This is a genomic window from Acetobacter fabarum (genome assembly GCF_029069195.1).
Taxonomy (GTDB): domain Bacteria; phylum Pseudomonadota; class Alphaproteobacteria; order Acetobacterales; family Acetobacteraceae; genus Acetobacter; species Acetobacter fabarum_A.
Genome location: NZ_JARDYK010000010.1, coordinates 38,304 through 53,286, shown reverse-complemented (window position 1 = coordinate 53,286; position 14,983 = coordinate 38,304). Strand labels below are relative to the sequence as shown.

Below are 14,983 nucleotides of genomic sequence, written 5' to 3'. Positions count from 1 at the left end.
AATACTGGTATCCCCCCTGCACACTGTCATATGTAGGGGGATGCAGAAAGCCCACCCGATCAGACCGGGCACACACCACTCGCACATTGCAGGTGGGCCCAGTCCACAACCTCCCTTACCTTTTCATCCGCAATGCCTGCGGTAATAGCCGCAAAACGGCCAGCGGAAACTTCCTCTTCAGGCAGGTATTCATATCCCAGGTCTGAATCCGCACGGCTTGGCAGCACGGCACAGCACCTGACGCCCGGCTGGTGCGTGGCGATCATGGCACGGAAATTTTCCAGATCATGCCGATCCGTATAAATTTTAAGCGTGTAGGAAACCTGATTGCCCTGTTCCGTACCAATCCAGTATTTTTCCAAAAGCTCCAACCAGCAAAACTGCTCCTCCGGCGTGGCTTCCGGCGCTGTCAGAACCCGCTCCCCCATGCCCAGCCTCTGGATAAGGGGCACGGTTGGAAATCCGACAATGCTCATACCGGGAAAACTCCGTAACGACCGGACAGGATAGCCCTTTGCCTCATAGATCGACAAAAGCGGGTCCGTACCGGTTTCCCACACACCATCTTCACGCCGCACACCCTTGAACTGCACCCAGCGTAAATACTGCCGTCTGGCTGGCAGGTGCGCCCCTTCGGTCAGACCAAACAGCTTGGAGGTTGTTCCTGCGGGTTTGATAGTGGTGACTGTTACCGGGCGTTCTGTCCCCATATCCTGCGCATAGGCATTGGCCTCCTCTTTGGCGATGCAGGAAAGCTGGTGCACAGTATTCCAAAAAGATGCGGCACGCGTCTCGTCCAGCATATCCTTAAAACCAAGGCCAAACCGCAGCCATGCCCATTCATGCAGCCCGGTGGGACCAATACCTATGCGGTTAGTTCGGGCCACTTCCTGTGCATACAGGGCATCCATCCGGTTTGCCCGCAGCAGAAAACGAACACCCAACCGCACGGAATCCCTTACCCGCGCATCCCACTCCTGTGCCAGTTCTGGCCGAAGAGCACCCGGAGCAACCTCTTCTAGAGGCACAGGACATGCCAGCAGGGGCGCAAAATCCCCAATAACACAATAGCCACCTGTGACATGGAGCGTAATTTCACCACACGGGTTAGTCGTGACGGGAAAATGCGCCCCGGCCGCGCAGCCAGCCAGTTCTGCCAGTAATGCAGCGGCATGCGTAGCCTGATAACGGGAAGAACTAAAATCCCTGCCATCGGTATGAACGGGCTTCAGGCGGGCGCTGCCGGTGCGGTTATCTTCCAGCTTGTCACCATTGATAAAACCGGGTTCACCGTTGATCCATGCACAACGGGTTGCTTCTGCAAAAACCGATCTTGCATGTTCAGCCAACGATCCGACCTGTGCCGGATCATGCACAAACTGCCAGAATTCCTGATCCACCATGACCGAATGATTGGCAGTCCATAACCCCCCTTCCTCCTTGGCGCGAATAAAACGGAGGACTTCCGTATCCCGCCAGGATTTGGTGGCCATGCGCGCAGCGCGGCGGGCTCCACCCACCTGCACTTCAACAGACAGGTAGTGATCCACACGCAACGCCTGCTCCCATTTGGGCATACCATTGCTGCGCGCGGGTGCAATCACATGTTCACGCACATTCAATAGCCCACGCAGGAGCGAAATCGGGCCAGAGGCAGGTCGCCCCTGCATACCAGCAATAGGGCTGCCCGCCGGGCGAATATGGCTGAAATCAAGCAGCAATGAACGGCCCAGCCCCCCCTGAAAAGCCATGGCCTCGATCAGTTCAACCGCTTTGGCCCACCCTTCGCGGCTATCTTCTATGACATGCACAACCGCACCAGGCTGTGCTGGCATGGTGGTGCTAATGCACTGATCTAAAAAACTGGCAACCTGCGCCTCCATCCTGGCATCAAACGCATCCAGCGACGTGCCCCAGGGCAATATCTGCATTTCCAGACCAAAATGGAGCAATCCAGCCCGATCATGCGGATAATCCGGATGGTCTTCCCCCAGCACAAAATGCAGATCAGGAGCCTGTGCCCAATCTACAATACAGAGTTCATCATCATACGCACGGCCAACTCCCGAGCCATTCAGCAGCAGATAGAATTTTGCAAAGGAGCATATTGCCGTCGCGCAATTGGTAAACACTTCCATGTTGCGGCCAGACTGGTCCTTGTCCCCGTGCTGAAGGTGCCTGCCAGATGTCAGCAATGCGCCGGTTGCAATGGCATTGCGCAGTTGCTGAACCTCCTTTTCATCCACAGAGGCAACCAGACCCGTGTTGCCTGCTGCCACCCTGCTGGCAACTGTTCCAAAATTTTCATGGTCTGATGGGCGGAAGACCGTCCGCCGTCCGACCGCCTCCCCCATGCCAGGGTCAAGTGCGCGGGCTGGTGCAGGGTGCAGGCCAAAGGCTTCTTCAAACGGATAACGTGCCACCACAGGTCGCGCAGCAAAGGTGCTCGCGTGTATAAAATGCCCGTTCATAGATTGACTCCATCATCTCGCCCAGCCGCATGGCAATCGGCCCGATATCGTTCATATTGTATCTCGGAGCAGATGATTACACCATATATGGTGTTTGACACGTACAAAATTCCACACAGAACCCCACCTGTCCCGCAAAGGCAGGACTTCTCTGGTCTGATGCTTTATTTTTTAAAAATGCGCCGCCGTCGCGCTCTGGATGCAACACCTGCAATGCTCCTGCCAGAAGGCATCATACGTCTTGGATCTTGCCATCCAGCCTTATGGGCTTATGCTGCTTACCATTGTTACCGTGTGCGTTTCCACTGGGAGCTTGTGTCCGTTGTTCACACCGCAACTTGTTGATCCAAAACTGACTCAGGCCGCAGTTTTTCTGGTTCTGACTCTTAACAGCGAACCCTCGGTCAACCCGCAGGTGCTGGACCTTCTGGGAGATATATCCTCCCTTGTGCGTGGAATTGGTTTTCGGATTCCAGAAGGCAGACTGAGCTGCGTGACCGGGATTGGGTCACAGGCATGGGACCAGCTTTTTGGTGCCCCCCGCCCAAAAGAACTCCACCCCTTCCGTGAGATTAAAGGTGTGCATCACGCGCCTGCAACGCCGGGGGATCTGCTTTTTCATATCCGCGCAACCCAGATGGACCTTTGCTTTGAACTGGCCACGGCGCTTGCCGCCCGGCTGGAAGGTGCCGCAAGCGTTGTGGATGAAGTCCACGGTTTTAAATATTTTGATGCCCGTGACCTGCTTGGCTTTGTGGATGGCACCGAAAACCCTTCTGGTCAGGTGGCCACGAATGCGACAATCATCGGCGAAGAAGACCCCTCCTTTGCGGGGGGGAGCTACGTAATTGTGCAAAAATACCTGCATGATCTCAAAAAATGGGATGCCATTCCCACCGAGATTCAGGAGCACATTATTGGTCGCAAAAAAGTATCGGATATAGAATTACCCGAGGCCGCAAAGCCCAGCTACGCCCATAATGTTCTGACCAATATTGAAGAAAACGGTGAGCAACTCCAGATCGTGCGCGAAAACATGCCGTTCGGCACCGTGGGCAAGGGAGAGTTTGGTACATTTTTTATTGGCTATGCCCGCTCCCCGGCCCGCACGGAGCAGATGCTCCAGAACATGTTCGTAGGCAAACCACCGGGTAACTATGACAGACTGCTTGATGTCAGCACTGCAGTAACAGGTTCGCTGTTCTTTACACCCACCTGCGAGTTTCTGGACGCAGCTCCGGACATGGGAGCTCAGGCACAACCTGCCGCTCCTGCCCCCGCACCCCAACCACATGACAAGCAAGACGGTTCTCTTGGCATTGGATCACTCAGGAATTAAGGACGCCAGACATGAACAACCTGCACAAACACCTTGCCCCCATTTCCGCTGAAGCCTGGTCCCAGATTGAGGAAGAAGCCACCCGCACCATCCGCCGCCATCTGGCGGGTCGTCGCGTAGTGGATACACCAGACCCCAAGGGTATTGCTTTTTCTGGCGTTGGAACCGGGCGAGGCAAAAAAATCGACATCTCGGATACCGGTGTAATGGCTACCCAACGCGAAGTGCTGCCGCTGGTTGAACTGCGCATCCCCTTCACCCTGTCCCGCGCAGAAATTGACGCCGTGGAACGTGGCGCTCTGGATTCAGACTGGCAGACAGTCAAGGATGCAGCGCAGAAAATTGCTTTTGCCGAAGACCACGCCATATTTAATGGCTTTGAAGCTGCAGGTATTTGTGGGCTGCGCAAAGGCACCTCCAACACGCATATCAAACTGCCGGCACAGGCCAAGGATTACCCCCACGCCATTGCAGAAGCCCTGAACACCCTGCGCCTTGCTGGCGTCAATGGTCCGTATTCGGTTGTGCTGGGCGCACAGGCGTATCTGGCTGTCAGCGGCGGGGATGATGATGGCTACCCCGTTCGCAAACATATCGAGAGCATGATTGACGGCAAAATCATCTGGGCACCCGCTCTGGAAGGCGCTTTTATCGTTTCCATGCGAGGGGGAGATTTTGTGCTCGATATCGGCCAGGATTTCTCTATTGGTTATCTGAGCCATACGGCCGAAACCGTGGAGCTTTACCTGCAGGAAAGCTTCATGTTCCGCGTATTGACCAGTGAAGCAACGGTCACCCTGGAACATACGACCTCTGCCTGAACATCTGCGCTCATCACCCCGTCTGGACATCAGATAGGGTGGGATAAGGCGGCATATGCATGGCATAAGGGCAAACATTACGCCCCGCCACGTATAGAGCCGCTTTTTTTTGCGCACTGTAACCCACACTCAAAGCGTAGTCTGCGCAAAACTTCATAATCGCAGCAGTTTACGAAGCACCGGCGTTACGCGATAAGGCTGCTTTGCTGTTCTCCCATACGCGCGTTTCTCCGAGGTTTCATGATCCGTCTCGACAATATCAGTAAACATAATGGTCACCGTGTGATCTTTATCGAGGCATCCGCCGCCTTGCAAAAAGGCGAAAAAATCGGGTTGGTTGGCCCTAATGGCGCGGGCAAGACCACATTGTTCCGACTGATCACGGGGCAGGAAGAACCGGACGAAGGGCATGTGCTGACCGACCGGGGTATTACCATCGGCTTTTTCAATCAGGACGTAGGGGAAATGGCGGGCCGCAGCGCGGTTGCTGAGGTCATGGACGGCGCTGGCCCTGTAGCGGAGGTGGGGGCGGAGCTTGCCAGACTGGAAACAGCTCTGGCAGACCCCGAACGTTTTGATGAGCTGGACAGCATACTGGAGCAGTTTGGCGAAGTTCAGGCCCGTTTTGAAGAACTGGGAGGTTACGCTCTGGATGGCCGTGCGCGTGAAGTACTGCATGGGCTGGGCTTTAGCCAGGACATGATGGACGGGGACGTGGCGCTCCTGTCTGGTGGCTGGAAAATGCGTGTCGCACTTGCCCGCATTCTACTGATGAAACCAGACGTGATGCTGCTGGATGAGCCAAGTAACCATCTGGACCTCGAAAGCCTGATCTGGCTGGAGCAGTTTCTCGCAGGTTATGATGGCGCTTTGCTCATGACATCGCATGACCGGGCCTTCATGAACCGGATCATCAACAAGGTGATCGAGATTGATGGTGGACTTCTGACCAGTTTTTCAGGTGATTATGAGTTTTACGAACAGCAGCGTGCCCTGAATGAAAAACACCAGCAGGCCCAGTTTGACCGGCAACAGGCCATGCTGGCCAAGGAAGTTGCGTTTATTGAGCGGTTCAAGGCGCGTGCTTCCCATGCAGCACAGGTGCAAAGCCGGGTTAAAAAACTGGACAAGATTGATCGGGTAGAACCACCAAAGCGCAGGCAGGCTTTGTCTTTTACATTCCCGCAGGCTCCCCGTTCAGGTGATTCCGTGGTCAATCTGCGCGAGGTGGATAAAAGCTACGGCTCGCGCGTGATCTACAAAGGTCTGGACCTGCTCATCCGGCGGCAGGAACGCTGTTGCGTTCTTGGTGTAAATGGTGCGGGCAAATCCACCCTGCTCAAGCTGGTAACTGGCACAACCGAACCCGATGCAGGTACGGTTACACTGGGCGGCAGCGTTAAGATGGGTTATTTTGCCCAGCACGCCATGGATCTGCTGGACGGTGAGAGAACAGTATTTGAAACGTTGTGCGATACCTTCCCTCTAGCTAATCAGGGTGCTTTGCGTACGGTTGCAGGCGGGTTCGGCTGTTCAGGCGATGATGTGGATAAAAACTGCAAGGTTTTATCCGGCGGCGAAAAAGCCCGGCTGGTGATGGCGTTGATGCTATATGACCCGCCAAACTTTCTGGTGCTCGACGAACCAACCAACCATCTGGATATCGCCACAAAGGAAATGCTGATTACAGCACTGGCCGATTATGACGGCACCATGCTCTTTGTCTCGCATGACCGACATTTTCTGGCAGCGCTTTCCAACCGTGTTCTGGAACTCACGCCCGATGGGCTGCACCGGTATGATGGAGGTTACACAGAATACGTCGCCCGAACCGGGCGAGAAGCCCCGGGGCTGCACGAATAAATACCCCAGCAGCCCAGACCGCATCGACCAGCCTTTTGCCAGTCTGGTCGATGCGCTGGCAGTTGCAGTGCAGGACTACGCCAGCGGCACCATCATCTGCCCTGACCCCATCTCCTTCTTGCATGCCATGCCTCAGACAGAAGGCCATCGCATGCGGGAGATGCGGTATTTAAACAGGAATACTCTGCACGATTGCAGCACCAAGCTCACGCGTGCCCGCAGTGCCGCCCATATCTGGCGTACGGGGAGCTGCCGGATTTTCCAGAGTTTTTTCAATTGCCTGCATCACCAGTTCTGCAGCTTCTGGCTCTCCCAGATGCTCCAGCATCATGGCTGCTGCCCATATCTGCCCAACGGGGTTGGCAATAAAGCGGCCAGCTATATCTGGCGCAGAACCGTGAACGGGTTCAAACATGGAGGGATAAGCCCGCTCGGGGTTAATGTTGGCCGATGGAGCAACCGCAATTGTGCCTGTAATGCCCGGCCCCAGATCAGAGAGGATATCTCCAAACAGGTTACTGCCAACTACGACATCAAACCGTTCGGGAGACATGACAAACCGCGCGGCCAGAATATCAATATGGTACTGATCCATCCGTACATCCGGGTAGTCTTTGCCAATCGCTTCAAAGCGGGAATCCCAGTATGGCATGGAATGGAACAGACCATTGGATTTGGTCGCGGATGTTACGTGCAGACGCCCTAACCTGCGGGCATATTCAAAAGCGTAACGGAGAATACGGTCTGTACCATAACGGGTGAACACGGCAGTCTGCATGACCCCTTCGGATGGAGTACCCTCACCAAACACGCCACCAATCTGGGAATATTCTCCTTCGCAGTTTTCGCGCACAATCCAGAAGTCGATATCGCCGGGTTTTTTATTGGCCAATGGGCACGGAATCCCTGGCAAAAGCCGGACCGGACGCAGATTGACATACTGATGAAATTCCCGCCGAATGGGAATGAGCAGCCCCCAAAGCGAAATATGGTCCGGAACGGAGGGAAAGCCCACAGCACCAAGCAGAATGGAATCACTTTGCGAAAGCTGGTCTATACCGTCTTTTGGCATCATCTGCCCGGTGCGCAGCCATGTTTCGCAGTTCCAGTCGTAATTACGAAATTTTATTCCAAAATTGCAAACCTCTGCCACACGCTCCAGAACATTCAGGGCTTGTGGCATCACTTCCGTGCCAATGCCATCCCCCGGGATAACGGCTATTTCGTAAGTCTTCACGCGGTTTTATCCTTACTACCAGAGCAAAAAACACGTTTTTTAATCAGAGGGTATGCCTCTGTGCGGCACATGTATGGGCAAGCGTATGCCAGTAGCGCACACCTCTGGTTATGATTGAATCGTCAAAATCATAATCAGGAGAATGGAGTTTAGGGGAATCTCCGTTCCCGATCATGGCATAGGCTCCAGGCTTTTTTTGCAGCATGAATCCAAAATCCTCAGATGCCAGACTGGGACTAATATCCATATCCGGCGCCGGGCCACCCATCTGCACTTCCAGCGCGCGCATGGCTTTGCATGCAATCTGTGTGGCACTCTGTTCGTTAACCGTAACAGGATAAGGCTGGTGAAAATTTACCTGTATCGCAACGCCATGAGCCGTCTGTAGCCCATTGCAAAGGCGTTGCAGCCCGTTTTTGAGTTCATCGAGCACCGCCGGATTCAGAGCGCGCAGGGTGCCTGCCAGCCGGGCTGTTTCGGGCAATATGTTATCTGTTGTTCCTGCATCAAAAATACAGAAGGACAACACGGCAGGAATGGTTGGATCTGTTCGACGGGCCACCAGTAGCTGGGCCTCCTGCACAAGAGCTGCCCCAATGGTGAGAGGGTCCGTACCCAGATGTGGCTGGGCGGCGTGGGAGCCCTTGCCCGTAATCCGGATTGCAAAGCGCCAGCCACCAGCCATGATCGGGCCAGCACGAACCCCCATACGCCCGGCCTCCAGCCCCGGCCAGTTATGCAGACCAAAACAGTAATCTGTTGGAAAAAGATCAAACAGACCTTCATCTATCATGACCTGCGCACCAGCCCCGCCTTCCTCTGCTGGCTGGAAAACAAAGTGCACCCGGCCGCATGGCGGTGGGTCTGCCTTAAGCAGAGCTGCTGCACCAAGCAGCATGGCTGTATGCCCATCATGGCCACAGGCATGCATGACACCGGGCGCGCAGGATGCCCACGGAGCCTGTCCGGCCTCGCGCACTGGCAGGGCATCCATATCAGCTCGCAGCATAACGGCCGGACCTGCAAGCCCGGTATCCAGCGTGGCAACAACCCCTGTTCCGGCAAGACCAGTATGAGGTGTGTAACCCAGATTGTACAAATGCTTGAAAACAAGGGCCGATGTTCTGCGCTCCTCAAACCTGAGTTCGGGGTGCGCATGCAGATCCTTGCGCAGTTCAGCCAGAAAAACTGCATCAACAGCTAATGGTTCCATAACTGTATTACTCCGCAGCCATCAGCACACTTTTAAGCCTAAGATTAGCTTCAAACGCCTGCCGACCGAGATCTTTGCCAATACCAGAACCACCAAACCCGCCTGTTGGGATCACAAAATCTGAAGAACGACCATAACGGTTAACCCACACCGTACCGGCTTTGAGCGTACGAATGGCACGCATGGCTCTGGGGAGGGAAGCCGTATGCACACCCGCAGCCAGCCCGTAAACGGGATGTTCGGCCAGTGCAAATGCCTGATCATCCTCATCAAACACCTGTATGGCCAGTACGGGGCCAAATACCTCTTCGTGCCATAAGGGACATTCCGAATTCTGAACCATCACCATACCGGGGGAGAGGAAAATTCCACCGGTCTGCGTATTCATGCGTTTGCATGCCACCAGTTCCTGCGCGCCGGAATGCACACTGCCTTGCACCAATGCAAGAATATGGTTTGCCTGAGATTCTGAAATAATGGGGGAATATAGGGAATTTTCATCCCATGGTGCCAAAGCTTTTACTTGTCCGCACCGTGCAACAAGAGCAGAAATAAGGGCTTCAGCCACACCGCGCTGCACAATAAGGCGGGAGCCAGTAACACACACCTGTCCGGCATTTCCCGTAAATGCCCGAAAAATGCGGTCCGCCACATCATCTACACTCGGAATATCATCAAACACCATCTGCGGGCTTTTCCCGCCCAGTTCCAGCGTAACCGGTTTTGGCCCGCTTTCGGCTGCAGCCTTCATGACTGCAATACCAGTACGCGTGGACCCGGTAAAACTGATCTTGCCAATAGCGGGATGCCTGCAAATGGCCTCGCCTGTTGCTATTCCCGAGCCTTGCACAACATTGAACAACCCCGCAGGTAGCCCGGCCTCAATAGCCAGTTCAGCCAGCCTGACTACTGAGAAGGGGGTCATTTCAGACGGCTTGAGTACCGTACCATTCCCTGCGGCAAGGGCAGGAACCACTTTCCAGCTCGCCATGACCAGCGGAAAATTCCATGGTGCAATCGCCCCAGTCACTCCATAGGGTTCGTACACGGTCATGCCCAAAAGGTTGGTTGCCGTCGTCGCTACGTCTCCACCAACCTTATCACAATACTCGGAAAAAAATCTTATACCTTCAGCGAGAAAAGGAATATCCCATCCAACTGTCTGGGCAATGGGACGGGTGGAACAGACTGTTTCCAGCCGGGCCAGTTCCATGGCGTTGCGTTCAACCAGATCAGCCCAACGACGTAGGATTTTTGCACGCTCACGTGGGGCGCAATCTGCCCACCCACTCTGGCGCTGCACACGGGCAGCAGTTTGCGCGGCTTCGTCCACCAGATCACCCCCGGCCTCTGGCAGATGCGCCAGAATATGGCCATTCCCCGGGCTGGTTACGACAATATCCGCCTTACCGGACACGAGCTTACCTGCCAGAAAATGCCCAACAGGCAGCGCTACATCTTCTGGACGGAAACCAAGATTGCTCACGCTCTACTCCCCTGTATTGTGCTGTTGCAAACGCCATATAGGTCATTGCGGTATCGTAGTTTTTCTTATCCACACCGCTGGCGCAAATACTAAAACGGAGCAAAGAGCAATTTAATGCTTTCTTGTAGCCCTTAGCGTCAGAACAGCACAATCCGCTATCGCAACGACTGGTTACGGCACCATATTTTCCGCCTTTACCAGCATAGGAAAAACAAGGCCAACAACACAACGGACCAACCAGCCATGACTCCAGAGACACTCGTATCACTCGATCGCGCTCATCTGATTCATCCCGTCTCATCATGGCGTGATCAGGAAGACCATGGACCACGTATCCTGCAATCCGGTCAGGGATCGTGGTTGACGGATATTCATGGCAACAGGCTGCTCGACGGGTTTGCCGGGCTTTGGTGCGTCAATGTCGGTTACGGCCATCAAAGTGTTGTGCAGGCTGCTACAGAACAGATGACCCGTCTGCCCTACGCCACCGGTTATTTTGGCTTTGCAAGTGAGAGCGCCATTACCCTTGCCTCCCGCCTTGCAGCCGTAACCCCGGGTGATCTTAACCGGGTTTTTTTCTCTCAGGGTGGGTCTGATGCCGTGGATAGCGCCCTGCGCTTTATCCGCTTTTACCAGCATGCACGTGGCACACCGGAAAAGCGCCATGTTATTGGTCTGGCACGTGGTTACCACGGCAGCACTTATGCCGGTGCAGGCCTGACAGCCCTTGCCACCTTCCATCGCAACGCGGATGTACCTCTGGCCTGGCAGCATCACATCCCCAGCCCCGACCCCTATCGCCACCCCAAGGGACCGGATGCCGCAACAATTATTGCTGCCTGTGTGGCCGATCTCCACAACAAGGTGGCTGAACTTGGCGGCCCTGAGCATGTAGCTGCCTTTTTTTGTGAACCCGTGCAGGGCTCCGGCGGTGTTGCTGTACCGCCAGCGGGGTGGCTGAGCGCCATGCGCAACGCCTGCCGGGAACTGGATATTCTGTTTGTAACGGATGAAGTCATTACCGGCTTTGGCCGTACCGGCCCCCTATTTGCCTGCGAACATGAAAATGTTGTGCCCGACATGATGACCGTGGCCAAGGGGCTGACCTCTGGCTATGCCCCCATGGGGGCTGTTTTCCTGAGCGAGGGCATGTATGCCACAATCCGCGATGCAACCCCTGCAGGTGTTGCCGTAGGCCACGGCATGACTTACAGCGCGCACCCTGTGAGCGCCGCCATTGGCCTTGCCGTGCTGGACCTTTATCAGAACGGACTGCTTGAAAACGGCGTAAGCTCGGGCGTGCATCTGGCTGGCCGCCTTGCCAGCATGAAAGCCCACCCCCTGGTGGGTGATACCCGGTCCATGGGCATGCTCGCAGCCATTGAACTGGTGACAGACAAACAGGCCAAGACCAAACCTGCGGCTTCATTGGGCATTTCCAAAAAACTGGCCAAGATTGGTTACGAAAATGGTGTTCTGTTCCGCGCCTTTGGAGATGACATCATCGGACTGGCTCCTCCATTGTGCATGACACTGGAAGAAACAGACATTCTGTGCACTCGTATCGAAGTCGTATTGAATACCTTGCTGGATGACAAAGACATAGCCGCAGCAATTGCCTGAGACACCGGGCAGCGACGCAAACACCGCCACAGCCATGGCAGGAGATTCCCCTTTATGAAAGGACTTTTCCGACGTGTATCCGAAACACAACGCTCACCCATTACCATCACAGTAAACGGACAGCCCGTAACAGCGCTTGAGGGAGACACCATTCTGACCGCCCTTCTGCTGTCTGGCGCACAACTCCGTCTGAACGAGTTTGACCACAAACCGCGCTCGGGTTTTTGCCTGATGGGAGCCTGTCAGGATTGCCGCGTCTGGACTGAAAACGGCGATGAACTGCGCGCCTGTTCCACCCCGGCCACCCCCGGCCTACGTATAGTAACAGCAGAGGTGCCATGGACAAGCCAGTAGTTATTGTTGTCGGGGCGGGGCCTGCTGGCACACGCGCGGCACAAATCCTTGCCCGGGCAGGCCTGCGCCCGATTGTGCTGGACGAAAACCGCCAGCAGGGTGGCCAGATATACCGCAGGCAACCAGAAAATTTCATACGTCCGGCCTCAAAGCTCTACGGGGCGTCCGCACGCTCCGCCACGGCATTACACAAGGATTTTGCAGAATTACTTCCCCATATAGACTACCGCCCCGATACACTGGCATGGGGTGTTGTGGACCAGCAGGTGCTGATTGAACATAATCAGCGGGTGGAAGCCATTGCCTATGATGCGCTGATCATTGCCACTGGGGCCACTGACCGCATCATGCCCTGCCCCGGCTGGACATTGCCCGGTGTATTCACCCTTGGCGGCGCACAGATCGCGCTCAAGGCGCAGGCCTGCGCCATTGGAGCTGCACCTGTGTTTATGGGCACGGGGCCACTTCTGTATCTGGTCGCATGGCAATATCTCAAGGCCGGTATAAAACCGCGCGCGGTGCTGGATACATCGTCCCTTAAAACACGCCTCAAAGGGCTGCGCGGCCTGCGCCATCGACCCTCCATACTGGCGCATGGTGTGCGCTACATGGCTGAACTCATAAGCTCCGGCGTATCCTTGCACGCCGGTATTCAACCCGTGCGCATAGAAGAATGCGATGAGGACAATGGATTGCGGGTACGGGGCGTGACCTGGCGCAACAGCCGCGGCCAGTTACGCCATACCGTAGGCGATGCAGTAGGCATGGGCTACGGCCTGCGCTCGGAAACACAACTGGCTGATCTGCTGAAATGTGACTTCGCTTTTGACCCCCTGTCCCGCCAGTGGCTGCCCGTTACGGACGAGGATGGCGCGACTTCTCAACACGGCGTTTATACAGCCGGAGATGGCGCTGGCATACGCGGCGCGGATGGTGCGGAGTATGCGGGGGCTCTGGCTGCCCTACGCTGCCTTGCTGATCTGGGCTTTAATGTAGCCCCGCAGGAATCTGCACGTTTGCGTAAGGCGCTGGAGCCTATGACTGCCTTCCGTAAAGGATTGGAAACGGGTTTTCCGTGGCCATGGCGTCATGCCGCCTCCCTACCGGATGAGACCGTTATATGCCGCTGCGAAAACGTAACAGCAGGGGACATCCGCCGTGCAGCGGGTTCTCTGGACGCACCCGAACTCAACCGTGCCAAAGCTTTTGTACGTGTGGGCATGGGCCGCTGTCAGGGGCGCATGTGCGGTCTTGCCGGGGCGGAAATTCTGGCAGCGGCCCGCAAAATGCCTATTGAACAGGCTGGCCGCATCCGCAGTGCGGCTCCCATTAAGCCTTTACCCGCCAAAATCCGGGGTATTATGACATGAGCCATCCAACCCAACCCGTTACAAACACCACTGCACGGGCCGATGTTATTATAGTTGGCGGTGGAATTATGGGAGCTGCAACCGCGTTTTTTGCGCGTCAGCGAGGTTTGTCCGTCATTCTGCTTGAGCGTGATCTGGTCGGTCAATATGCTTCGGGTACCAATTTTGGCAATGTGCGCCGTCAGGGGCGCTTTTTACCGCAACTGCCCCTTGCCAACAGGTCGCGCCTCCTATGGGGCGATCTTTCCCGCCTGATTGGAGAAAATGTTGAATTCCTGCCCACCGGCCATGTGCGCGTTGCTTTTAAGCCTCAGGACAGCGCGCGACTGGAAAAATACGCACAGGACTGCAAACCCTACGGACTGGAACTGGAGCTTTACAGTGGTCGCCAAGCAGTAGAACGCTTTTCCATGCTCGCACCAGATGTGGATTGTGCATCTTTTTCTCCGCTTGACGGACACGCCAACCCCCGTCTTGCCGCTCCGGCTTTTGGCCGCGCGGCAAGGCGGGCGGGCGCTACCGTACAGGAGGGGGCTGAAGTCAGCAATATTACACGCACAACAGAAGATTTTGTGGTGGAAACTGCTGATGGCTTGCGCTTTACCGCCCCCCTGCTCCAGATTTCCAGCGGCGCATGGGGGCAAAAAATGGCAGCCGCTTTTGGCGAAAACCTACCCCTAACCCCCAAAGCACCACAAATGGGGGTAACAGAACCCGTTCCCTACCGTATTCATCCCGTTATCGGCTATGCCTCATGGGTGGAAGAAGAAGGCGTTTATCTGCGACAGGTGGAACGCGGCAATATTGTATTTGGGGGCGGGCTACGCGGCACCGTGGACCTGAATACCAAACGTGCACAGCTTAACCCGCTGAACACCGTGCGGCAGATGCCACATCTGGAGCGCATCCTGCCTGACTTTGCGCGCCTGCGCATTATCCGGACATGGAGCGGCATTGAAGGCTATACGGATGATGACCTGCCCGTGATGGGCCCAAGTGCCCGGGTGCCAGGTCTGTATTATGCCTTTGGTTTCTGTGGTCATGGTTTTCAGCTTGGGCCGGGTGTAGGGGCCACCATGGCGGACCTGCTGGCTACAGGCAAAACCGACATTCCTCTTGAACCGTTCAGCATCGCCCGGTTTGCAGCCCCTGTTGGTCCATAGCAGGGCCTGATCTGCCCAACGGCATTATCTGTGGTCCTTTTTC

11 protein-coding genes are annotated in these 14,983 nt (G+C 55.5%); 7 read left to right on the top strand and 4 right to left on the bottom strand.

Annotation, left to right across the window (positions count from 1 at the left end):
• Positions 1–59: 59 nt before the first annotated feature.
• Positions 60–2,471, bottom strand: coding sequence for a recombinase (locus PY793_RS11320; protein ID WP_275178122.1), 2,412 nt, complete (start codon positions 2,469–2,471; stop codon positions 60–62).
• A gap of 322 nt (positions 2,472–2,793) precedes the next feature.
• Between PY793_RS11320 and PY793_RS11315 the strand changes: the two genes are divergently transcribed.
• The 3 genes from PY793_RS11315 (at position 2,794) to PY793_RS11305 (ending at position 6,494) form a co-directional block, all read left to right on the top strand.
• On the top strand, positions 2,794–3,810 hold the full coding sequence (locus PY793_RS11315) for a Dyp-type peroxidase (protein WP_275178163.1): 1,017 nt from the start codon (positions 2,794–2,796) through the stop codon (positions 3,808–3,810).
• A gap of 11 nt (positions 3,811–3,821) precedes the next feature.
• Positions 3,822–4,631, top strand: a complete 810-nt coding sequence (locus PY793_RS11310) for a family 1 encapsulin nanocompartment shell protein (protein ID WP_275178121.1) — start codon at positions 3,822–3,824, stop codon at positions 4,629–4,631.
• A 240-nt stretch (positions 4,632–4,871) separates the two neighbouring features.
• On the top strand, positions 4,872–6,494 hold the full coding sequence (locus PY793_RS11305; protein WP_275178120.1) for an ABC-F family ATP-binding cassette domain-containing protein: 1,623 nt from the start codon (positions 4,872–4,874) through the stop codon (positions 6,492–6,494).
• Positions 6,495–6,663: 169 nt separating this feature from the next.
• Here the strand turns inward: PY793_RS11305 and PY793_RS11300 are convergent, their stop codons facing one another.
• From PY793_RS11300 to PY793_RS11290, 3 genes are read right to left on the bottom strand one after another with little or no spacing between them, the layout of a single operon-like run.
• A complete protein-coding gene (locus PY793_RS11300) occupies positions 6,664–7,731 on the bottom strand; it encodes a tartrate dehydrogenase (protein WP_275178119.1) in 1,068 nt (355 codons plus the stop codon).
• A 43-nt stretch (positions 7,732–7,774) separates the two neighbouring features.
• The gene (locus PY793_RS11295; protein ID WP_275178118.1) at positions 7,775–8,944 is read right to left on the bottom strand and encodes an amidohydrolase; all 1,170 of its coding nucleotides are present in this window, start codon (positions 8,942–8,944) and stop codon (positions 7,775–7,777) included.
• Between the two features lie 7 nt (positions 8,945–8,951).
• The gene (locus PY793_RS11290) at positions 8,952–10,430 is read right to left on the bottom strand and encodes an aldehyde dehydrogenase family protein (protein ID WP_275178117.1); all 1,479 of its coding nucleotides are present in this window, start codon (positions 10,428–10,430) and stop codon (positions 8,952–8,954) included.
• A gap of 243 nt (positions 10,431–10,673) precedes the next feature.
• Here PY793_RS11290 and PY793_RS11285 point away from each other — a divergent pair, with 243 nt between their 5' ends.
• From PY793_RS11285 to PY793_RS11270, 4 genes are read left to right on the top strand one after another with little or no spacing between them, the layout of a single operon-like run.
• Positions 10,674–12,053: an aminotransferase class III-fold pyridoxal phosphate-dependent enzyme gene (locus tag PY793_RS11285; RefSeq protein ID WP_275178116.1), complete on the top strand. Its 1,380-nt coding sequence runs from the start codon at positions 10,674–10,676 to the stop codon at positions 12,051–12,053.
• A 54-nt stretch (positions 12,054–12,107) separates the two neighbouring features.
• Positions 12,108–12,407 carry a (2Fe-2S)-binding protein gene (locus PY793_RS11280; protein ID WP_275178115.1) on the top strand — a complete coding sequence of 100 codons (300 nt, stop codon included), beginning with the start codon at positions 12,108–12,110 and terminating at the stop codon, positions 12,405–12,407.
• Positions 12,392–13,777: an FAD/NAD(P)-dependent oxidoreductase gene (locus PY793_RS11275; RefSeq protein ID WP_275178114.1), complete on the top strand. Its 1,386-nt coding sequence runs from the start codon at positions 12,392–12,394 to the stop codon at positions 13,775–13,777. The genes PY793_RS11280 and PY793_RS11275 overlap by 16 nt, the downstream gene beginning before the upstream one ends.
• Positions 13,774–14,940: an NAD(P)/FAD-dependent oxidoreductase gene (locus tag PY793_RS11270; protein WP_275178113.1), complete on the top strand. Its 1,167-nt coding sequence runs from the start codon at positions 13,774–13,776 to the stop codon at positions 14,938–14,940. Before PY793_RS11275 ends, PY793_RS11270 begins: the two co-directional genes overlap by 4 nt.
• Positions 14,941–14,983 lie beyond the last annotated feature (43 nt).